This window comes from Bacillus sp. FSL K6-1005, assembly GCF_038000225.1.
In the GTDB taxonomy this organism is placed as follows: domain Bacteria; phylum Bacillota; class Bacilli; order Bacillales; family Bacillaceae; genus Bacillus; species Bacillus mojavensis.
On the sequence record NZ_JBBOBP010000001.1, the window covers coordinates 1,980,769 to 2,002,921 of the forward strand.

At 39.8% G+C, this 22,153-nt stretch carries 16 protein-coding genes and 7 pseudogenes; 11 read left to right on the top strand and 12 right to left on the bottom strand.

Going from position 1 to position 22,153, the window contains the following annotated elements; genetic code table 11:
* Positions 1–108: 108 nt before the first annotated feature.
* The 6 genes and pseudogenes from NST16_RS10325 to fadH form a co-directional block, all read right to left on the bottom strand.
* A pseudogene (locus tag NST16_RS10325) lies at positions 109–601 on the bottom strand (manganese catalase family protein); the annotation flags it as partial.
* A gap of 248 nt (positions 602–849) precedes the next feature.
* On the bottom strand, positions 850–2,076 hold the full coding sequence (locus NST16_RS10330) for an EAL domain-containing protein (RefSeq protein ID WP_010334051.1): 1,227 nt from the start codon (positions 2,074–2,076) through the stop codon (positions 850–852).
* Between the two features lie 150 nt (positions 2,077–2,226).
* Positions 2,227–2,775, bottom strand: coding sequence for a hypothetical protein (locus NST16_RS10335; protein WP_340886262.1), 549 nt, complete (start codon positions 2,773–2,775; stop codon positions 2,227–2,229).
* A 95-nt stretch (positions 2,776–2,870) separates the two neighbouring features.
* Positions 2,871–3,389, bottom strand: a complete 519-nt coding sequence (locus tag NST16_RS10340) for a hypothetical protein (RefSeq protein ID WP_340888331.1) — start codon at positions 3,387–3,389, stop codon at positions 2,871–2,873.
* Between the two features lie 72 nt (positions 3,390–3,461).
* Positions 3,462–5,186: pseudogene (locus NST16_RS10345) on the bottom strand (glycoside hydrolase domain-containing protein); the annotation flags it as partial.
* A gap of 312 nt (positions 5,187–5,498) precedes the next feature.
* Positions 5,499–6,263 carry a 2,4-dienoyl-CoA reductase gene (gene fadH, locus NST16_RS10350; protein WP_340886268.1) on the bottom strand — a complete coding sequence of 255 codons (765 nt, stop codon included), beginning with the start codon at positions 6,261–6,263 and terminating at the stop codon, positions 5,499–5,501.
* 144 nt (positions 6,264–6,407) lie between these two features.
* Here fadH and NST16_RS10355 point away from each other — a divergent pair, with 144 nt between their 5' ends.
* From NST16_RS10355 to NST16_RS10370, 4 genes are all read left to right on the top strand, one after another.
* Positions 6,408–7,268, top strand: coding sequence for a metallophosphoesterase (locus NST16_RS10355; RefSeq protein WP_326192084.1), 861 nt, complete (start codon positions 6,408–6,410; stop codon positions 7,266–7,268).
* A gap of 57 nt (positions 7,269–7,325) precedes the next feature.
* Positions 7,326–7,820: a L,D-transpeptidase family protein gene (locus NST16_RS10360; protein ID WP_326331303.1), complete on the top strand. Its 495-nt coding sequence runs from the start codon at positions 7,326–7,328 to the stop codon at positions 7,818–7,820.
* A 75-nt stretch (positions 7,821–7,895) separates the two neighbouring features.
* Positions 7,896–9,188, top strand: a complete 1,293-nt coding sequence (locus tag NST16_RS10365) for an MFS transporter (RefSeq protein ID WP_268505542.1) — start codon at positions 7,896–7,898, stop codon at positions 9,186–9,188.
* A 124-nt stretch (positions 9,189–9,312) separates the two neighbouring features.
* Positions 9,313–9,777: a YkyB family protein gene (locus tag NST16_RS10370; protein ID WP_168747640.1), complete on the top strand. Its 465-nt coding sequence runs from the start codon at positions 9,313–9,315 to the stop codon at positions 9,775–9,777.
* A gap of 252 nt (positions 9,778–10,029) precedes the next feature.
* Here the strand turns inward: NST16_RS10370 and cheV are convergent, their stop codons facing one another.
* Positions 10,030–10,941 carry a chemotaxis protein CheV gene (cheV, locus tag NST16_RS10375; protein WP_168747638.1) on the bottom strand — a complete coding sequence of 304 codons (912 nt, stop codon included), beginning with the start codon at positions 10,939–10,941 and terminating at the stop codon, positions 10,030–10,032.
* 207 nt (positions 10,942–11,148) lie between these two features.
* Between cheV and NST16_RS10380 the strand changes: the two genes are divergently transcribed.
* Positions 11,149–11,310: a hypothetical protein gene (locus NST16_RS10380; RefSeq protein WP_340886277.1), complete on the top strand. Its 162-nt coding sequence runs from the start codon at positions 11,149–11,151 to the stop codon at positions 11,308–11,310.
* A 201-nt stretch (positions 11,311–11,511) separates the two neighbouring features.
* Positions 11,512–12,695 (top strand): annotated as a pseudogene (locus tag NST16_RS10385) (aminotransferase A).
* A 9-nt stretch (positions 12,696–12,704) separates the two neighbouring features.
* On the opposite strand, the gene kinA reads toward NST16_RS10385, so the two are convergent.
* Both kinA and NST16_RS10395 read right to left on the bottom strand, forming a co-directional pair.
* Positions 12,705–14,525 (bottom strand): sporulation histidine kinase KinA, encoded by a 1,821-nt coding sequence (gene kinA, locus NST16_RS10390; RefSeq protein WP_340886282.1) that lies wholly within the window; start codon positions 14,523–14,525, stop codon positions 12,705–12,707.
* 162 nt (positions 14,526–14,687) lie between these two features.
* A complete protein-coding gene (locus NST16_RS10395) occupies positions 14,688–16,805 on the bottom strand; it encodes a peptidoglycan D,D-transpeptidase FtsI family protein (protein ID WP_340886284.1) in 2,118 nt (705 codons plus the stop codon).
* A 338-nt stretch (positions 16,806–17,143) separates the two neighbouring features.
* Between NST16_RS10395 and NST16_RS10400 the strand changes: the two genes are divergently transcribed.
* The 3 genes and pseudogenes from NST16_RS10400 (at position 17,144) to NST16_RS10410 (ending at position 19,294) form a co-directional block, all read left to right on the top strand.
* Positions 17,144–17,920 (top strand): CAP domain-containing protein, encoded by a 777-nt coding sequence (locus NST16_RS10400; protein WP_029441230.1) that lies wholly within the window; start codon positions 17,144–17,146, stop codon positions 17,918–17,920.
* 259 nt (positions 17,921–18,179) lie between these two features.
* Positions 18,180–18,710, top strand: a pseudogene (locus tag NST16_RS20825) (transposase); the annotation flags it as partial.
* A 188-nt stretch (positions 18,711–18,898) separates the two neighbouring features.
* Positions 18,899–19,294, top strand: a complete 396-nt coding sequence (locus NST16_RS10410; protein ID WP_101865211.1) for a hypothetical protein — start codon at positions 18,899–18,901, stop codon at positions 19,292–19,294.
* Between the two features lie 483 nt (positions 19,295–19,777).
* On the opposite strand, the pseudogene NST16_RS10415 reads toward NST16_RS10410, so the two are convergent.
* Positions 19,778–20,341: pseudogene (locus NST16_RS10415) on the bottom strand (ATP-dependent Clp protease proteolytic subunit).
* Positions 20,342–20,504: 163 nt separating this feature from the next.
* Between NST16_RS10415 and NST16_RS10420 the strand changes: the two are divergent.
* On the top strand, positions 20,505–20,759 hold the full coding sequence (locus tag NST16_RS10420) for a hypothetical protein (RefSeq protein WP_340888445.1): 255 nt from the start codon (positions 20,505–20,507) through the stop codon (positions 20,757–20,759).
* Here NST16_RS10420 and NST16_RS10425 read toward each other — a convergent pair.
* Positions 20,656–21,659 (bottom strand): annotated as a pseudogene (locus NST16_RS10425) (transposase); the annotation flags it as partial. The gene NST16_RS10420 and the pseudogene NST16_RS10425 sit on opposite strands and share 104 nt — an antisense overlap.
* Here NST16_RS10425 and NST16_RS10430 point away from each other — a divergent pair.
* Positions 21,649–21,768, top strand: a pseudogene (locus NST16_RS10430) (transposase); the annotation flags it as partial. The pseudogenes NST16_RS10425 and NST16_RS10430 overlap by 11 nt on opposite strands.
* Before the next feature lie 11 nt (positions 21,769–21,779).
* Here NST16_RS10430 and NST16_RS10435 read toward each other — a convergent pair.
* The gene (locus NST16_RS10435) at positions 21,780–22,019 is read right to left on the bottom strand and encodes an IS1182 family transposase (protein ID WP_052330305.1); all 240 of its coding nucleotides are present in this window, start codon (positions 22,017–22,019) and stop codon (positions 21,780–21,782) included.
* Between the last annotated feature and the right edge of the window lie 134 nt (positions 22,020–22,153).

The window sequence follows — 22,153 nt, forward strand, 5'->3', positions numbered from 1 at the left end:
TGAGGCTTTTTTTGGAATGTCATACACACAATTATAGTTTTTTTGATATTCCGGCAGAATCCAACAGCCTTTTTGCAATTTTGTCAAAATCTTCTTTTGAATAACGGGATTCGGGATTGGATGCATTTTGCCGATACTTCCGCCAGTCGCAACCTCAAGCGCTTTGGCATAAGCCCCGATGTGAACGCCGCCGCACATGAGCAAATCCAGCAGCATCAGGTTTCCGCTGTTAAACCCATTTTCACCAGTCCAGACTTCCCCATCGAATCAAACGGATACGTTTAGCCGTTTCAATAAGATGCTGGGAATTGCGTTTATTTTTTGCATCTCTCATCGGTGTAAAACATCGGGATCACCTTTAAATGCCGAACCTGTCAGCATTAAAGACATAATCCTTCAGCCGTAATGCTTGATACGAGATCGTCGTAAAACGGTTTTACTTTTTTCTTGCAGCGAAAGTTACAGGATTGGAACATGTAATGATTGAGAGTGGACAACCAAATTTGCCGCCTAACAGCTTTTGAACCACGGCTAGAGCATTTGGGTCAGGATGTTCTGGGGTTGGAAGGTCAATGCGCAGGCTGTTGCTCCTTTTGAACAAGTTTTATCCTCCTAGTGGCGTTGTTTACCACTAATAAGGTTTATTGTTTTATGGTTTGTCTTATTCGTTGACAAATAAAAAACTTGGCGGGGGTAGCGCCAAGCTTTTCGGATCTTGATCTGATAGAGGGGTTGGGGAACAGAGAGTAGCTTCTCTCTATAATTAAATGATAATGATTCTCAGTATCAATGTCAATCGTTTTTTTGATTTTTTTTTTCAATTCATAAAAAAAACGGCTCTTCAGCCGTTTAAATCAAACCATCCTGCTCATATAAATAAGAATACGGCAGGTCTATAAATAAATACATATGATCATCCATCGGATACGAAAACGTTCTAATCATTTCACCTGTTTCCAAATCGCTGTACAAATCACTGAAAAATCCTTTTCTGAGGTTTCTCATTCTCATAATATTCTCTAAAAAATAAGGACGCCAGCTCCAGTTCTTCTCCGTATACTCCGGCTGGTAAATCCATTCTCCGTCTTGTTTAAAAACATTTCCAGTCAGCTGATCGCCTTCTTCATCACAAATATAAATTCTAAAACTGCAATCCGTCAGCTCTTCCGCCAGCTTTTTAATAAAGTCGTCATCATCCGGAGACTGGTTATATTTTCGCAATGATGTAACAGCCTGATGCACCCGTTTGTAAAACTGTTCAGAGTGCTCATAGACGGTTTCTAGTTTCTTTTTCTCATGTGTGATAAATTGGTGAAATTCAGTCTTAAGTCTTCGCTTCAATACATCTCTCTCTAAAAACGATTCTGACGGGGACACCAAATAAAAGCCCTGAAAATAGCGGCCTCCGTTTCTCCATGCATATTGAAGCTGAAAATTCGCCTCAATATCTTCGTAAAGCAGCGCCGCACCGATTTTTCTTGCTAATAATGAAATGCTGTACAGCACATGCTCATAAGACGGAGATGGCTGCGATATTTTCAGCGCCTGCAGATCAATTTTTAACAAATCTGGTGAAAGCAGCGCAATTCGGTCCAGATTGCTGCTTTCTTTTCCGATATTATCAACTGCAATTTTAATTCCGTATGTACGATAGTAGGCAAGCATATGGTAAAGCTGCTCAATATCCCCTTCAAAATTGTGCTCCGTAATTTCAAGCACGAAACGATGAAGTTCGATCCCTCTCGCTTCATACTCTTTCAGAAGCTCAAGAAAGCTTTCGCCGTGATCAAGCATTAAAAGATTGGCATCCTGATTCATAAAAATCAGCAGATCAGAATCCGCTTCTAAAAAGCGGTCAAGAGCCTGGCGGATAATTCTGTTATCAACCTCTAATTTATATTCTTCGGGTATCCCCGCATCTAAAAAAAAGGGTCCGAGACTTTGAATTTCTGAATCTGCCAATATACGTCCCAGCACCTCATACCCGACGATTTTCTGCTCCTCGGCACTGAAAATCGCCTGGTAATATGGGTGGACATCATCAATGTTCGTTAAAATATCAAGTGGATCCAACATGTTATCACCTGCTTCTCTATCTTTGTCTGATTATACACACAATTATATCTACACCACAAATTTTTTAAAAAACATAGCGGAAAAGTGGGTTGTATGGGAGTGTCTTAAAAGAAGAGGATAAAATTTTTTTGGGATTATAAATCTACAGACTTAATTAAGGATTTTATTCATTTGTTTCCCAATAACGAAGACAAATACATAAATAAGAGCATTAATACTAGCAGCTGTCCAAAAGTAATGATTCCAATCAGTGCCTTTAAACATCCAATCATTATCATGTTTCAAATTAAAGAAAGTTCCTTTTTTATCGTATGTGCCAAATGTAAGAGTTGTTGAACCACCAACACTCTTTGAAACATCAACTCCATACATTGAACCGACATTGTCAGTATAGTTTATTTTCATATACGTGTAATCGGATAAAATTTTTTCTACCCGTTTGGTTGGCAGAGACACATATAATACAGCAGACGTATCGCCTCCGGGCCCAGCCAAATACTCTCTAGCTTTAATAAATTTCGTTTCATCAGGAAAATCTATATGGTAAAGTTTTTCAAATCTTATTTTTTCATCAGATGTAAGATTTGTATTTTGATAATACTCTGGAGTAAAAGCACATATAATAAAGTACCAAATATTAAAGATGATAACTAAACTGCTTAAAAATAATACAGCTGACATTTTTAACAATTTCTTCAATCAACCACCCCTTAATCTTTAAAAATTATATCATAAATTTGAATAGAAAATAAAACAAGCGAACGACCAGCATTAACGTTCGCTTGTTTTGCAGTTTATTCAGATCTCATTTTTTTCTTAATAACATCTCTAAATGCTTGTGCTGTTATTTTTCCAATCTCTTCACTATAATCCTCAACATCAAAAGCTTTTTTAAAGGCTAACCTAATCGGAACAACAACTGGATCAAGATTTGTATTTAAATAATACTCTGCCTCAGAGAAAATTTTGTCTAATGAACCATCAAATCTATTATTTACAAATTGAGTGAACCTATTCATAAACTCATTATTACTATAGTAATCTCTGATTACGATATTCAGAGGTTGAGCATTAGCACCAACTGATGTCTTATTCGCCAGATTAATTGCATCTACATCACTAAATAAATCATCTAAGCTAAATTGATACATATTACCTATTATCTTTGTAGCCGCATCATAAGGCGAATTAAATTCTTGAGCATGTAATTTCATGTCCTGTACTGTTGTTAATAGATCTCCAGTCCAACCAGCAAAATCTCGTAAAGTTTGAGAGTAACCACCACTATAAATAATGGCATTATAAGTTGCCATAAGATGCTGTGTTCCTATGACAGTTTTCGATTTAGGATCAACAATTCCATTTACTAAATCTTCCCCTAGCGCTTTATCAGCCCATTCGCGATAAATAGGATCAATCTGGCCTGCAGTAGGCACCCACTTCCACCCTTTATAGTTATCCTTTCTTAAATACTGGGCAACCAACTCATTAGCTAATTGTGTTTTTTCTACTCCGTTATTTAAATCACTTTGCATTTGGGCATATTTTTCAGCTGTTTCGTATAAAACATCAATTTGGTCAAAAAACTTTTTATTCTCTGAAGAGACTTCATTTATAGTATTAACTCCAATATCCAAACCTGAACAAATATCATTATCAATTTGTATCATTCCAGAACCACTTCCAACAGTAATTGTTGAAATTTGGTCAAACGCCCAATTGTAAGGCAGGGGATATCCTAAGTTTCCACTAAAACCGGTAGACATACCACTTACAAAACTTGCAAATGCTAAACCTTTTTTAGAAACTGAAGTACATACATTTCTAGGTGCATAAATGCCAATTTTGTAAGTCGAACCTAAAAAACCATTCATTATTTCATTAATACCTTCGAAGTGTGGAATAATATTGTTGTTTAAATCGTTACCATAAGCATCATAATCTACTGCAAAATATATTACAGTGTTATTTTTAAACCCATATTCTTTTGCTGCCTTATAAGCTGCAAGCGCATCTTTTTTTCCTTGTTCTTTATTAAAATAAATTGCTTCTCCCCCATAGGTTTGATAAATCGGAAAAACATTTAAACCTGATTTTAAGATTGTTTCTAATTCACCTGGTTGTATTTTTTTATTTAGAGTACTCCCCGGCGCATTTGTGAGATATCGCCCTACAATCTTATAACCTGCTCTCTTAAGGGACTCCGCTCTGTCCGATGTAATTTGAGTAATTGAGTCACAAGCAACTCCTTTTCGATTGGGGTCGCCAGTACTTACTAGAAGCGAAGACCATGTTTGAAAGTCAGCGATACCACTCTGTTGCAATTTTACAAAAGATTGAAAATCCATTACTTTTGATTTTACGGATTCAGAGTATACTCCATCAAAAGGAACATTGTACCCATTAAAAATTAGAGCAGCTTGAAATAAATGAACAAAACTATTTCTTTCATCCGTGGATCCAATTCCCAATACAGGAATCAATCTTTGTGTAGTTGGTCCAAAATTCCCATTAGCTATACTATCATCTAATCCTTCCTCGTACTGTATTGCATATACAAGAGACTTTTGAGTATCCCTTGAATACTGACCATCACAGGGCATTAAATAGAAATTCTCTCTATGGTTAAATTTATTATTTAGCCATTGCTGTATTGAACGAACTTTCTCTGATGCTCCACTTAAAAGGATATAAGAGTCCATGTTCAATAAAGCCTTAAATACTTTAGGCGTTACTACACCATCTGCTTTAGAAAGACCCATATTCATTTGCATTTCTGCTATCGCGCCTTTCGTTCCCTGTCCAAATGTACCCGTTAATCCACCTGGACCATAACCTTTACAATAAAGGGCACCTTGAATAATTTTCACAATATTTTTTTTTGAATTAGATGACATAGAAATTGGACCTAATTCTTCAAGCTTTCTCAAAGTTGTAGGACCAAAACTGTCGGAAGTCTGTATAATTCCCAATTCTAGTTGTAACGCTCTAGTTAATGCATACATTGTTTCCCAGCCAGTTTTCCCATTTTCCTCAATGGGATTATAGCCACTTTTCCCCTTGTACGTTTCATTGAGCCATTCCTGAGTTAACAATACCATTTCGTCCATTATTTAACCTTCTTTCCATAATAATATAACCATAATTAATTCATTCCTATAATTCCTCTTTTTAGTTAACGAAGTAATTATATGAATGTTTTAATCTAAGTTCTTCATACTTCGCCTCCCCTTTTGAAATATAACTTTCATATATTAGGTGGCTTACGTATGACACCAAATCCTCTTAAACACTTAGAGTTTTATGTGTTATCTTAATAGGTTTAATGGGATAGGAAGAAGGTTAATTTTGGAGGTTAAACTTTTAAACATAAAAATTTCACTTAATAATTTCAATATTTACTGATAAATATTATTGTAAAATTAAAATGGATAAGGATTCAGCCATTGCCCCCCATCCAGAGTGACACATTCTCCATTCATATAGGAAGCTTCATCAGAAAGCATAAACGCTGCCAAAGCGGCAATTTCCTCGGGTGTGCCAAGCCGGCCGAGCGGCACACTGTTTATCGTTCGGGACATCGCTTTTTCTGATTCAAAAAGCTTCTCTGCACCGCCTGTTCGTTCAATTGGACCGGGTGCAATCGCATTGGAACGGATTCCGTATTGACTGCCCCACTCTACGGCAAGAGTTCTAGTGAGCGATAATACGCCAGCTTTTGCCGCAGCGGAATGAGCAACCCCCGCACCCGCTCCCCACGCATAAGTGGCGGCCATATTTAAAATAACACCCTTCTGCTGATGCTCAATCCAGTGCCTGGCTGTGGCCTGACTGCAAAAAAATGTACCATTTAATACAATTTCAATTACCGCTTTCCATCCATTGGGCGTGAGCTTTTCCGCCGGACAAATAAAATTGCCGGCTGCATTATTAATAAGTGCATCAAGACGCCCAAACCCATTTAGCGCTTCTGCAACCATTTGTGCTGCAGAAGAATCAGAACGGACATCCATTTGAAAGCAGGCAACTTGGCCCTCAAAGGTTTCAATTTCTTTTTTTGTTTCTTCAAGCGCTTCCTGGTTCCGCCCTGTTATCATGACGTTCCAGCCCAATTCGGCCTGTTTCTTTGCCATTGCTTTTCCCATGCCGCTTGACCCGCCAGTAATAATAACAACCTTTTTTTCCATTGTATGATCCCTCCTATTATGAATGATCATTCATTCAATATTATTCTATCATCATACACCATCTTCTGTCAGCACATGCTGAGATGAGATTTTTTAAAGGTACAGGTGATATAATAGAAAAACTCTATTAAAGGTTGGTTTGAAATGAAAAAGATGTCCAGAAGACAATTTTTAAAAGGAACGTTCGGCGTTTTTACGGCCGGGGTTTTAACGGCTGGCGGCGGATATGGCTATGCCCGCTATCTGGAACCGCATATGATTGAGACTACTAAACACACGATTAAAAACTCTCTCATTCCCCATGGATTTGACGGTTTTAAAATTGTGCAGTTCAGTGATACACATTTAAGCGATTATTTTACGCTGGATGACTTCAAAACTGTCATTCTGACAATCAATGAATCTAAGCCTGATTTAATTGTTTTTACCGGTGATATTATCGATAACCCTGATACGTACCACAATTATCAGGCAGTGATTCCTTTCTTGAGAAAGCTGCAGGCACCCTTCGGAAAGTTTTGTGTTTACGGCAATCATGATCACGGCGGCTATGGAACCGATGCTTATAAAAGCTTGATGACTTCAGGAGGTTTTACGGTGTTCCGCAACGCCTATCAAAAATTGACGCTCACAGACGGCAGCGAAATTGAGATTGCTGCGCTCGATGATTTAATGCTCGGGAAACCCGATTATGAAGGCACCCTATCAAAACTAAGCGAGAAGCTTTTTTCCATTCTGCTCGTCCATGAGCCTGATGCCGCCTTGAATACAAAAACATATCCTGTCAATCTGCAGCTATCCGGACACACACACGGCGGACAGATTCAGCTGCCCTTCTACGGACCGCTTATTACGCCTCCGTACGGAAAAGTCTATACCGAAGGAATGTATCAAACAGATGACACTCATATTTATGTGAACCGGGGCCTTGGGATGACGAGACTGCCTTTGCGATTTCTGGCTAAACCTGAGATCACAGTCTTTACATTAAAAAGCACAAATTAATGTAGCAGAATGGGTTCCTCATCAATACTTATAAATAAAAAAGGGAGGATGAGGAAATTGCTCACGTACCAGATTAAACAAGGCGATACACTCACCAGCATCGCGGCCGATTTCAGAATCAGCACCGCTGCTTTAACTCAGGCCAACCCTTCGCTGCAATCAGGAGTTATCGCCGGACAGCGCATTGTCATCCCCGATCTCCCGGACCCGAATACGATCCCCTATCATATTGCAGTCTCAATTGGGGCTAAAACCCTTACTTTGTACCAAAATAATCGGGTAATAAAAACATATCCGATCGCCGTCGGTAAAATACTGACACAAACTCCGACTGGCGAGTTCTATATTATTAACCGCCAACGCAATCCCGGCGGCCCATTTGGCGCTTTTTGGCTGAGCCTTTCAAGGCAGCACTATGGAATACACGGCACGAATAATCCCGCTTCGATTGGCAAGGCTGTGTCTAAAGGCTGTATCCGCATGCATAACAAAGATGTTCTAGAACTCGCTTCCATTGTGCCAAACGGAACAAGAGTCATGATTAACCGGTAATGTTTTCTTATTTGTTTCAAAAACAGGCGGTTTATAATATGATAAAGTGGGACCTTTAGGGTAAGGAGCGTTTTTATGGATATATTTAAAAATCGTAATTTTGTTCGTCTATTTTTCGCAGCACTCGCTTCTCAAATGGGCACGACAGTAGGCAACATGGCATTTGCTTTTTTCTTGCTGGACCGTTTCAGCAGCCAGCCTTCGTACACAACCTTGGCTGAACTGATGTATTCCCTTCCTACAGTATTTGTGTTTTTACTTGTGGGAGTTGTGGCGGACCGGTTTGACAGAAAAAAAGTCGCGGAAAACTGTGATTGGATCAGAGCCGCCCTGACTGTCGTTCTTTTTTTCACTTTATTTACCGGCAATATTCCTCTTGTTTTCTGTATTTTGTTTATCAGAAGCGCTGTAACCAAGTTTTTCTTTCCTGCAGAAAACAGTTTAGTACAAGCCATCCTGCCGAAAGAGCATTATGCGAAAGCGGCCGGGCTTAATCAGATGCTTTTTAGTATCTTTATGGTATTTGGGGTTGGAATCGGTGCTTTTATGTATAACACAATCGGAATTCATGGAGCGATTATTCTTGATTTTATCAGCTTTATTATTTCCGGCCTGCTGATCCGTACCTGCCGGATTCCGAAAGAAGCCAGACAGCCGAACGGTACATTTAACTGGAGACAAGCTTCTTTAAAGGATTCGATAAACGATTTTAAGGAAGGCATTGTCTACATTTTAAAAAACAAGCTGCTGGCCTCTCTGATTTTTGGTTTCTTTGTTTTTGGTTTTGTGAACGGAGGATTTGCTGTATTGCCGATGTTTACAATGAAGTATGGACTGGCCCCCGACCGTTATGAGTGGCATACATCCGTATTTACGATCGCGATCGGGTTTGGGCTTTTGGCAGGAAGTGTGATCGGCACGTTAATCTCTAAAAAAGTGAAGCCTCACTTTTTAATGTCGGTGCCGATTTTAATTGCAGGCTTGCTGATTTTTGTCCTTGGCTACACCAAAGTTTTATGGGTGTACTACGCGACTACTTTTGTACTGGGGATGTGCATCGGTCCGGTAAACATCGCCATCGGGGGGTGGATGCCTAAGATTGTCCATCCGAAGCTGATGGGACGTGTAAGCGGCTGGCAAGATCCTTTTATGATGTTTGCGCAGTCTTTGACACTTGGCTTAGTGGCGCTGTTATTCCCTAAGTTCGTATCAAACATTGATTATCTGTATTACGGCATGGGCGTTTTCATCCTGGCTGTTTTCATTTTCTATTTTGTGGCACTGCCAAAATACAGTGCGCAGGCTGTGGAAGTGAATGTACAGGAAACATTTCAGGCTCAGCCGAAAAAGAAAGCAAAATCTGTATAATATAAGTTGAAAATGCGCTTTTTTCCTCAGAAAAAGCGCATTTTTGCATTCAATATTTGCATTTCAACCTTAAAAAAGTATAATCTAATCATAAAGAATTTGATTAGAGCAAAGGAGAGAAATAATGGACGACCATGCATACTCGAAAGATCTGCAGCCAACCGTAGATAATCTTTCAAAAGCAGTTTACACTGTGAACCGCCATGCAAAAACCGCCCCCAACCCTAAATACCTATATCTGCTGAAAAAACGGGCTTTGCAAAAGCTTGTCAAAGAAGGTAAAGGAAAGAAAATAGGGCTTCATTTTTCAAAAAATCCAAGGTTCAGCCAGCAGCAATCGGACGTGCTTATCTCAATCGGAGACTACTATTTTCACATGCCTCCAACTAAAGAAGACTTCGAACATCTTCCGCATTTAGGTACACTTAATCAGTCGTACCGAAATCCTAAAGCTCAAATGTCTTTAACAAAAGCAAAACACCTATTGCAACAATACGTCGGCATGAAAGAAAAGCCGCTTGTGGCGAATCGCCAGCAGCCTGCATATCATAAGCCTGTCTTTAAGAAACTCGGCGAGAGTTATTTTTAATAAAAAAAGCCGCTGCCACTGGGGGACTGACCCCCGTTTTTGAGACAGGGATCAAAACACCTTTTACCCAGCCAATTGCCGATAGCTTATCGGTGATTGGCTGTTTAGTTTCGTTTGAATACAGCTTGTTCCCATACAAAAAACACCTCCAGTCTTATTTCGGACAACAACGATCCGTTTTCAAACTTGAAGGTGTTTTTTATTTGTCTCATCTTATGGGGTCAGTACCCACTTATGGCATCCGTCTTTTTATTAATCGATCACATACGTATCTACTTTTTTAATCAGATCGCCGATTTCCGGCTTGCTGATTTGCTCATCGGCACCGACCACTTCTCCCCGGTGACGCAAATCATCTGTAATTAATGATGAGAAAATCATAATCGGCACATCAGAACTCTTCGGATTGTCTTTAAGCAGCTTTGTCAGCCTGTGCCCGTCCATTTTCGGCATTTCAATGTCACTGATGATCATATCGATCTGTTCTGTTAAATCATTGCCGCTTTCAGCAAGGTTCATGATATAGTCATATGCGTCTTTTCCATTCTCAAACGCTGTAATATTGTTGTATCCGGCTTCTGTTAATTCATCCTTTAAGAGGCGCATCAGAAGCGGTGAATCCTCCACAATGATAAGTTTTTTATCAGCTCTTCTTTCATCGAAGCCCTCGGTATGCATATTATACGTATCAACACCTGAGTCTGATTCGATATCATAGATGATTTTTTCATAATCAGGCAAAAAGATCATCATGTCTTCCAGTTTGATAATCCCTGTGAGGTGTCGCTCCATTCCTTGATTTAAGGAAGTTGGCTTTTCAATCGCTTCCCAGGAAACCCTGTGAATTTGAGAAACAGATCCGACATGGAAAACAATTTTTCGCTGGTTAAATTCAGTTACGATATACTTCTCGTCTTTTGATCCCTCAGGCTCAACCCCAAAAAAGGAAAATAAGCTGATGACTGGGAGAATTTCTCCTCTTAGTTTAATCATTCCTTCTACATGCTGGTGGGAGTGAGGCACTGATGTGACCTCGACAGGCTGAATAATCTCTCTCACTTTCATGACGTTAATGCCGAAAGCATTGCCACCAACGCCAAACTTCACAATTTCTAATTCATTTGTACCAGAATCCAATAAAATTTCGTATTGTTGTAACGACAATTCAATCCCTCGCTATTCGCATTCAGTATTGTACTGTATATATCGGCGCAAATTACAAAAAATGAATGGTGAGGCTCTTCAAAATCCTATTCCGGCCACAGTTATGCTGACAATCTCAAAAAAAGAAACTTTTTTCCTAATGTCCATTGACATTCCGACTGACAGTGATAAAATAGTCAAGGATTTTTCCAAAGAAGGGTGTAAATAATGGGTACTTTAGTAATATTTAAAGAAGATGAAATGACTGTTTTAGAGGATATCAGTGAAGAGACTTATCTTCATATGAAGCAAGAATCTGCTGATTTTCAACAAGAGCATCCCCCGTACATGATTTGGCACGAAGACCTTCATTTTGACTATGGTTATTGATGAAATTGGCACATATAAACAATAATAGAACATGATACAATAAAGACAATCAAATCGCTGGTTGTCTTCTTTTTTTCTGAGAAGGAAGGTATGTTTAGAAAATAGGCGCATACAATCGAAATATATCGGTTAAAAAGGTGACAAATGGCCAGCTAGTGGTAAAATAGGATAAACTCATTATATATATTAAGGTGATGAATTATGGAACATTTGCTGAATCCGAAAGCCAGAGAGATTGAAATTTCAGGAATACGCAAATTCGCAAATCTTGTATCTCAACACGAAAATGTCATTTCACTTACGATCGGCCAGCCTGATTTTTTCACGCCGCATCACGTAAAAGCTGCCGCAAAAAAAGCCATTGATGACAACGTTACATCATACACTCCAAATGCCGGTTACCTGGAATTGAGACAAGCTGTTCAGCTTTATATGAAGAAAAAAGCGGATTTCAATTATGAAGCTGAAAGTGAAATAATGATTACAACAGGAGCAAGCCAAGCCATTGATGCAGCATTCCGCACCATTTTGTCTCCCGGCGATGAAGTCATTATGCCCGGTCCGATATACCCGGGTTATGAACCTATTATCAATTTGTGCGGTGCTAAACCTGTCATTGTTGACACGACGTCCCACGGTTTTAAGCTCACAGCCCGGCTGATTGAAGAAGCTCTGACTCCCAATACCAAGTGTGTCGTGCTTCCTTATCCGTCAAACCCTACCGGTGTCACGTTATCTGAAGAAGAGCTGAAAAGCATCGCGGCTCTATTAAAAGGCAGAAATGTCTTCGTATTGTCAGACGAAATATACAGCGAATTAACATATGACAGACCGCACCATTCGATCGCAACACATTTGCGGGATCAAACGATTGTTATTAACGGCTTGTCAAAATCCCACAGCATGACGGGATGGAGAATCGGATTTTTATTCGCTCCTAAAGAAATAGCAAAACACATTTTAAAGGTTCATCAATACAATGTGTCATGTGCGTCCTCTATTTCTCAAAAGGCAGCGCTTGAAGCTGTGACTAACGGATTTGACGACGCCCTGATCATGAGAGAGCAGTACAAAAAACGGCTCGATTATGTGTATGACCGCCTCGTGTCTATGGGGCTTGATGTCGTAAAACCTTCTGGCGCATTTTATATTTTTCCTTCTATTAAATCCTTTGGAATGTCTTCGTTTGATTTTAGTATGGCTCTTTTGGAGGATGCTGGTGTGGCGCTTGTGCCCGGCAGCTCGTTCTCAGCGTTTGGTGAAGGATATGTACGGCTGTCTTTTGCATACTCGCTGGACACATTAAGAGAAGGATTAGATCGTTTAGAATTATTTGTACTAAAGAAAAGGGAATCGATGCAGACGATATAAACAACGGCGTTTAAGCCGTTGTTTTATTTTTTTGGAAATGAGATCTTAAACGCTGTGCCTTTATCCGGCTGACTGTCTACATGGATAACGCCTTGATGATTCTCGATGATATTGAATGTTACCATCAGCCCGAGTCCCGTTCCCTTTTCTTTTGTCGTTAAAAATGGTTCTCCAATACGGTTGAGCACCTTTTCAGGTATGCCCTCCCCTTCGTCCTTGACGGTAACATGAACAGAATGCTCATCCTCTGTTACGATAATGTCTACAGTGCCTCCGTCAGGCATGGATTCTACGGCATTTTTTATTAAATTAATGAATACCTGCTTAAGCTGATTTTGGTCCCCGTTTATATAAATGCTGTCTTTCTCATAACTGGTTCTGATGAAAATCCCGTTCAAATTCGCCTGAGTTTCCAGCAGCGCCGAGACTTCACCAATTAGTTTTTTCAAGTTCAAATGCTTTTTAACCGCATTCTGCTGGGGCTTTGCCAGCATCAGCAGTTCACTGAGTATTAATTCAATTCGGCTGAGCTCAGAGAATACAATGTCAAAATAATGTTCATTTCCTTCCATCGTCGGTTTCATCAGCTGTAAAAATCCTTTGATCGCTGTCAGCGGATTGCGAATCTCATGCGCGATACCCGCTGCGAGCTGTCCTGCGATAGATAACTTTTCTGATTTAAGCATGAGTTCCTCTGTTTGTTTTCTCTCAGAAATATCACGCAGAATGACTTGAACAGCTGCTTCACCGAAAAAGGTCGTCGGAATGCAGACCATCTCCGTGTAAATGACCCTGTTCTGAAAGGTAAACCATGATTGCTTAACAATTTCTGATTCTGTTTTTTGCTCGGCAATGTTTTGGATTCTCTCTTTTACGTCCTCATGATCGCAAGGGTGAAGCTGATCGTATATATTTTTGCCGATTAAATCCTCATAGGTAGCCGCTTCAAACAGCGAAATTCCCGACTCATTCATAAACACCCATTTCCCATTATGAATCACAGCAATAGTATCGATTGAATTTTGAATCAGCAGCTGATATCGTTCACGGCTTTTTTGCAGGATGGTTTGGAATTTTTTCCTTGAAGAGATATCGATTAGCAGAAGCAGTTCAGCCTGCTGGTTTTTGTAGACGGTCGGGGACGCTTTCACTTCTAAATGAACAGGTGTGCCATCAAGTCTTTTCCACGTCTGTTCAATCATTCCGACTTCCATTCCTTTTTGCATTCGTATAATTCTGTTTTTGACGATATCATGATACTCTTCCTCAATAAATTCATAGGACCATTTACCAATAACAGCATCCTTGCTCTTTGCTCCCAGCATAGTAAGCATCGCGCTGTTCACATAGACGATTTTGCCGCTGACACTGATGCATAGCGGGCTTGGAAGATTTTCAACTAGCCGCTCATAATCATCCGTTATATATGTAGTTGATTCCGGGTTCGCAGGCTCAATTTCATGTTTTTCGCAGGTAAGAGGCTGATGCCCGGACTCTTCTTCGAGAATCTTCATTTTCAAAATGATTTCCCGTTCCGTCCGCTCAGCTCTCGTCGTCACAATTTCTACTGCAGCCTCCACCCATACAATCGTATGATCTTTTTTAATGAAACGAAAGGTGCACGGCATCAGATGATGTTCATTATAAAAATAGCTTTCAACTAAAAATTGGTCTTCCTCATGCAGAAATGTCTTGAGGAATGATCCGATCATTTCTCCCTGGAGATAACCCAGATACAGTTTGGAGTTGGCTGATATATAAATGATGCGTCCATTAGAAGCCAAGACTGCATGAATATCGGTTTTCGTTTGAAATGGCTTAACATACTGCGTATCCTGTTCCACAGAATCCCTCCTTTGCATGATTATCATGTTCGACATTTACAGATTGACTTTTACCTAGTATGATTCGCTAGAAAATGAGTATTCTCCTTCTATTCTTATAGTGATCTCTAATTTTTGAGGAAAAGAAAGGGCACACAATCTGTCAGATGTGCACCCTGTTTTTTATTTTTCGCTATTTTTCTTTTCAAGCTCTGCGTAAGCGTGTATGGCTCTTTTGGCGATTAACTTATTGATCGGATCGTGATCGTTTGCTACTGAAGGTACAACCACACTAAATGCAACTTTTGGATTTTTCGATGGGTAATAGCCGACAAATGTTAGATTGTATGGGCTTTTTCCCCACCAATTTTGATTTGTGCCATAGTAAAATGTTTCCGCTGTTCCCGTTTTTCCAGACACGTCTTCTGTAAAAGTATTTTTAGCGGTCCCCGAAGTTGTAACTAATTTCATTCCAGTTTTTACTTGCTGAATATCACTTTCCGTATTATTGATTTTATTCAGGATGTTGGGCTTTCTTTGCTCAATTGTTTTTCCAAGCTCCTCTTCACTGCTGGGTTTATGGATACTTGTGACGATTCTAGGCTGTATGCGGTATCCGCCATTTGCGATTGCCGAAATGTACTGCGCCATCTGAAGCGGTGTATATGTATCATATTGACCAATTGCCAAGTCTAAAATTAAGCCCCCTACAACATCAGGTGTCGTTTGCATTCCTGCAGATTCCTGCGGCAGGTCAACACCAGTCTTGACTCCAAGGCCAAACTGGCTGTAGTAATTTCTCATTTTGAGCAGATCCTTCTGATCAGCAGGAAGCGGTCCATGCGGCTTATACGTTACCCCAGCAATATGCATAGCAACATTAAACATATAAACGTTTGAGCTTTTTTGCAAAGCCGTTAATTCATTGATGGTTCCCATATTTGTGTAAGATTTTTTTATGAGGTTCCTTCCTAAATACATCGGCGCATCATGGAAATATTTATAATGCGGAATCCCATCCTGATAGCCCGCGAGAACGGTTGCGCCCTTTACTGCTGATCCCATTTCATATTGGGTTGTAAAAGCACCGATCGCATAATCTTGAATCTTATTTGTTTCCAAATCTATCTTTTTTCCTGCCATCGACAGAATATCGCCGTTATTCGGATCCATCATCACAACAAAGGCCCGGTCAAGCATATAGTTTCCGCGTGCGCGGCTATTTCTCACTTCTTCTTCCACAATCTTTTCTACCTTTGCCTGCAACTCCATGTCAAATGAAAGACGAAGATCATAGCCCCGGCTGCCTTTGTCGATTGTTTTCTGGCTGACGACATTTCCTTTATTGTCTTCCACGTATTCCACTTTTTCTTTATGAGAATTTAAATAGTCCTCATATTGATACTCCAAATAACTTTTGCCGACTCTGTCATTACTCGCATAGCCTCTCGTAACATAAAAGTCTTTCCGGTCGCTGAGCAGCCCTTGATCAGGTGTTGTGACACCTCCAAAAACGGAATAAAGTGTTTTGTCATAAGGGTATTTTCGTGTCCAATCGTTTACGACATCTATCCCCGGCAGCTCTTCTAAATGCTCAGACACAATAGAAATTTCATCATATGTTAAATCATTTTTCGGTCTTTGCGAGGAGTCTTTCTTTTCATCAAGCAATGATCCATTCTTGCCGTTGCCATTGCTGTTATTTGGGTCCATCGCTTTTACAATCTGAGGTTCATACGCATTCCCGCTTGAAAATCTTGTGTATATGGCCGCGGTTTGCATAGCTTCGTCATCCCGCTGAATGGCCTTCAATTCTTTAGCCGGGACGCGTTCCACTTGAAGCTTGTAAGCCTGTGTCCCCTTCAGATTGCTTTCAGATTCCTTTAACAGGCGGGCGGCTTTTTTCGGATGAGAAGCGAGCCAGTAATCACGTAAATCTCTATCCTTTAAAAATTCGGTATCAATATCGATCAAAGCAGCAAGCCGTTTAGCTGTTTTGATTTTGTCCTTTGTTTTTGTGCTTGATGTTGAGACATACACAATTTCCGGAACGCTCTGGTTATCAACAGCCACTTTCTCGTTTCTGTCATACATCTTTCCCCGAGGCGCTGGATAATACGCTGTTTTCGCATTAGCTTTCTCAGCGTTTTCTTCATGCTGTTCGCCTTCGACAATTTGAACAACGCCAAGCTTAAAGATTAATGCAGTAAATAGAACAAAGACCGCTAGGAAATACAGATTCATTCTGATTGCTCTGCTTCCTTTTCGCTTTTTCTTTGGTTCACGTCCTATTTCAGTCACTTCTGGTTACCCCTCTCAAATCATTCAATATATTTACATATACTGTTTTTAATTGTAACACCTTTGTAATAGTTGTTACAGCGAAAAGGGATAAAAAAAGTTGTCAATAATGAAATACATTAAAATATAACTAACGATTCAAAAAATAGGAAGCTATGTAACTGTGAGATAAAATCACTACATACGCATGACTCGCTTGTCATCAGCGGTTCAGTGCGTTTTGATTACAAAAATGACAATCATCATTTGTCAAAGGAAAGTGATGGATTCTTTATGACAAAAAAGCTATGTTATGATTTTTTTGTAGAAAACAAACAACTCTAGGAGGTTACGAACTAATGAAAAAAGCATTTATTTTATCTGCTGCCGCTGCGGTTGGATTATTCACATTCGGAGGCGTACAGCAAGCATCAGCGAAAGAACTCTCCTGCCAGCCTGTGGTAACGGTCAAAACGGGGAACACAGTGCAAAACCTTACGCTTAAGGATGTAGTGAAAAAGCTACATATTAAAACAAATATAAAAACACTAAACGCGGCGAATGAAAAAGAGCTTGAGCAGCTCCTTCAAAAGCATGCGAAACAATCCAACATGAAGATTCAGGATGTTCAAAAACCGGAAGCAGTAAAGCCAGCTCAAAAGGCTCCTGAAAAAGCCGCTGATCAAAGCACTGCTGCTAAAGCACCGGCTACTGCTGAAAAAACCAGCAATAATACAACAACAGCTGCACCTTCATCTGTAAGTGCATATGAGAAAAAAGTTGTTGAGCTGACAAATGCTGAAAGACAAAAACAAGGTTTAAAACCGCTTCAAATTGATGAAACATTAAGCAAATCTGCACGTGCAAAATCACAGGATATGAAAGACAAAAACTATTTTGATCACCAAAGCCCAACTTACGGCTCACCGTTTGATATGATGAAATCTTTCGGAATCAGCTACAAAACAGCTGGTGAAAACATTGCTAAAGGACAAAAAACACCTGAAGAAGTAGTAAAAGCTTGGATGAACAGTGAGGGCCACAGAAAAAACATTCTTAACCCTAACTTTACACACATCGGTGTCGGTTATGTTGAATCCGGCAGCTACTGGACACAGCAATTCATCGGAAAATAATAAAAAAGAGATTGCCTGTTTTGGACAGGCAATCTCTTTTTTATTATTTTCCCTTAAAATATCCATTCTCCTGTAATAAAATAAAAGAAAGACTAAAACGGACAGTGTCTTTCTCATGTTCCACACAAGAAATTCTTCTCAAAACACAGCCGAATTTGTTCTTCTCGACCAACTTTTCGAAGAGGATCATCTGCTTCGAAAAATTGATAAACACATAGACTTCTCTTTCATCATTGAAAAGGTGAAACACTACTACAGCGAAAACAAACCAGAAGGTTTTTTCTATTTAGATCACCGCACAACAGATATGAAATACAACATTATCACAAGATACCTATGTCACACCTGGAAATGTCCATGATTCTGTGCCTTATCTTGACCGATTAGACCACCAAATCGCACGATTTGGGTTTCAAGTAGAAGCCGTCGCCCTTGATTCCGGATATTTAACGACTCCGATCTGTAAAGGATTATCTGACCGTCATATCTTTGGTGTCATCGCACATAGGCGTTACCATCCTGCCAGAGGCTTATTTCCAAAATGGAAATTTCATTACGACAGTGAACAAGACAGATATATTTGTCAGAACCAGCAAACCCTTACATACTTAACAACTGACCGAAAAGGCTACCCATCATATAAAACAAATCCTGAAATATGTTCCTTCTGCCCGCTGCTTGAGAACTGCACAAATCAAAGAACCATCAGAAAGTTATTACTCGGCATGTATGGGAAGACCATAAAGAAAAGGTTAGACAAAATCGCTTGTTTGTTTCAGGAAAAAACCTCCTGTTGAAAAAATGGCTGAGACGGCGCAAAAAGTGCTGAAAACCAGTGAACCCGGAGACGGCAAAATCTTTATTTAATACTTTTTATAATAAAAAAGTAGAATTTACCTATTTTTTCGTTGAATACTTCTTCAAAATTTATTAATATAGTAAATAGGTTTCTAAATAAAGGAAGAAAGGAAGTTTAAATTGAAAAAAATTGTAATGACACTATTCATAGCTGCTCTTTTGACATTAGGGATTTTCTCAAACAGTTCAGAAGCGTTAGCCATGACTTCAAAAGGAGCAATTAAATTTCAAACAGATGCCAATACTTACTCAAAACACGCTACTTCTATTGTCGTAACAGGTACTATGTCCGGAAGGCATGCTGAGCTAAACAACGGTGTTGTAGTTGCTCTTATAAATAAAAAAGGAAAATTAGTAAAAAGAATAGATGTTGATCGCCGTAATATTCGCAGTTTTAGAGTAAGCTTTTCAACAAAAAATATTCCAGCAGGCAAGTATGATGTGCTGGTATCAACGACTTGGGGACATCAAACCTTTACAGGAGAACTGAAGCACTATATTACTGTACAACATTAAAATTCATATTATTACGTTGATTTCATCTGGAATTCTCAAAAACAGCATGTAATGATGAAATCTCTGAATCGAGGATGTTTTCGTAAATCTCTTGGATTTTTACGATACATCCTCTTTTATTTTCAGTTTTGCTAGAAGGCTAATCTGTAGAGTTTCAATTTCGGATCCAAATTATTATTGTTTTAATTGCGGGAATACGAACTCGATTTTTTTGCTATGTACATTTGGGTTACTCGAATTTACTCGAATTCATAGTTTGAATCAAACATGATAAATCTTACTGTAGTAAAGTTGTATTAATCCTAATGATTATTCGGCAATCCCCCTTTTGATTTATAATAGACAGTCTGCATCAAATAAACGAGGGGAATTTTCAAAATTATTCACAGTAGAACATTATAAATGGATACACGTTAATACATTATCCTGCCATGTTCCTGTCTTCATTAAGGCCCTAAGAATACAAGGTTTGCAGATCATTGTTTACAAAACACCATCAACAATACCGTAAGCCTTCGCTTCCTCGACATCCATAAAATAGTCGCGTTCCATGTCTTCTTTTAGTTTTTCCAGCGGCTGACCCGTCCGTTCATGGAAAAATTGCTAGATTTTTTCCTTCTGCTTAATGATCCGTCTCGCAGAAATCTCCATGTCCATCGCCTGTCCTTTGACACCGCCAAGCGGCTGGTGAATCATGATTTCGCTGTTTTTAAAGGCAAACCTCTTTCCTTTCGTTCCGCCCGCGAGAATGATCGCTCCCATCGAAGCCGCCATCCCGACGCAGATTGTGCGAATATCCGGTTTTACATATTCCATCGTATCTAAGATTGCATATCCGGCAGAGGTTGATCCACCCGGACTGTTGATATAGACCGAAATGTCCTTTTCATTGTCTTCTGCTGACAAAAATAACAATTGGGCGGTTATACGGTTAGCGAGATCGTCCGTAAATTCAGAGCCGATCATTATGATACGGTCTTTCAAAAGCCGTGGAAAAATATCGTAGGATCTTTCTCCTGCCGCTTTTTTTTCAATTACATAAGGAATTGGTGTTCATGCCTTTTAACCTCCTAATGCTTATGCAGGACGGCTGTGAAGCGCTCGAAAGTGAGGTCCGTTTCGCGTATTCAAACAGGCGGCCCGGATCATGCAGTACAATCGCGTCGATCAAAAGGCTGTCGTGTTCTGAGCCGCTCTCGAGTTGGTCACCTTGAAACAAGAGTTAGCTAAAAACTATCAACTATTTGAAACCCCTGAACAAGAGTCATTTGAGTTTACTTATTTTTTCCCCGAACAAGAAGAACAGCTCAAAAAAGAAGCTCTCTTTTTAACATTGGGTTCCGAAGCTATCATTGAAGCGGTTAGACAAAAATGCGGGAATTTACAAGTGCTAACTCACCAGACAGAAGATTGCCCCGTCGGGCAATCTCAGACCGTTGACAAAACAGGTCGGATCTCTCTATGATCCGACCTGATTTTATCCAATTTATTCTATTTTTCCGTCGAATAGGCTGGCGTATTGGTCCTTTCCAAGTCCAATTCGCCAGTTTTTTAGATTCATGGCAGCGAAAACAAGCATCGCCTGCATGGAAAATTTTTTTTTCCCCGCAGGGTTATCCAGCGCAGACCATGCTTGTGCTTTAAATCCGCAAAAACCCGTTCGATCGTTTCTTTGCGTTTGGCATAGATTTGCCTATTCTCGTCCGTGTGCCGCAAATGATCGACCTCATCTAAATGATCTTGCCAAAGATGCCGATTAATTATTTTTTGGTGATTTCGACTTTCCATACATTGATTCAGTAATGGGCAGTTCACATCGTTTTGGATCTGACGCATATACCCGGTAGCCTTCTCGGTTGGTTGTGCGATAAGTCAGAACGTGGTTTTCAGGACAAATGTAAGCATCGTAGTATTCATCGTAGACATATTCGTGTTTTCTCATGAATCCTTTTTTCGTTTGCGGTCGGGTGTAGGGCATGACAGGGCGAACATTTTCATCACTTAGAAACTTCGCGATAAATGGTGTCTTATATCCAGCATCAAATGCGACTGTATCAGGCTTGGCAACACGTTCTTTTATTTGTTGGAACAAAGGCGCAAACACTTGACTGTCATGAATATTCGTCGGCTCAACAACCGTCCCCAATACAAACCCGTTCCGATCACAAGCTGTATGAAAACCATAAGCAAAAAGGCGTTCCCGTTCACCCTTCACAAAATATCCGCTTTCAGGGTCTGTCGTACTTTCTTTTATTTCTCGTTTCTCTGAGCATGTTCTGGGCTTCAAAGGTTTTTTACCGTTCGCTTCACGATTGGCGTTAATTTCTTGATCTAGCAGCCCCTGATAAGCCCTCGTTTCTTTTCGTTGGTTTATTGGATGTGGATTCTCTGAAAAAGTCCCTCATTTTTCAACCTTCAGTAAAAACTATGAACGTCGTTTTCATGACACCGATCTATTTGAAACCATCTTTTATTAAATCTTGCGTCAAGCCACATCGGTTTCAATTTGCTTAATGGTTTCGCGCATGGAGCGATGGCCAAACACGTATTGAATCAGGACTATTTTGATCAATACGACAGGATCAATGCTTGGACGTCCTTTTGAAGAATAAAGAGGGGTAACTTTACCATAAATAAACGAAAAATCCATGGCTTCTTCCATCTTCCTGACCAAATGATCTTCAGGGACAAGTTCACTTAAGGCAACGACTTCGGAGCTGTTCACGCTGATCTTTTGAGTGCTTGGACAACATGGTAAAACCTCCAAAAACTAGATTCATTTACATTTTAACAAAAAAAGCTTGTCGATGAAGCCACTTTTTGTGACTTTGTCGACAAGCTGAGATTGCCCCGTCGGGC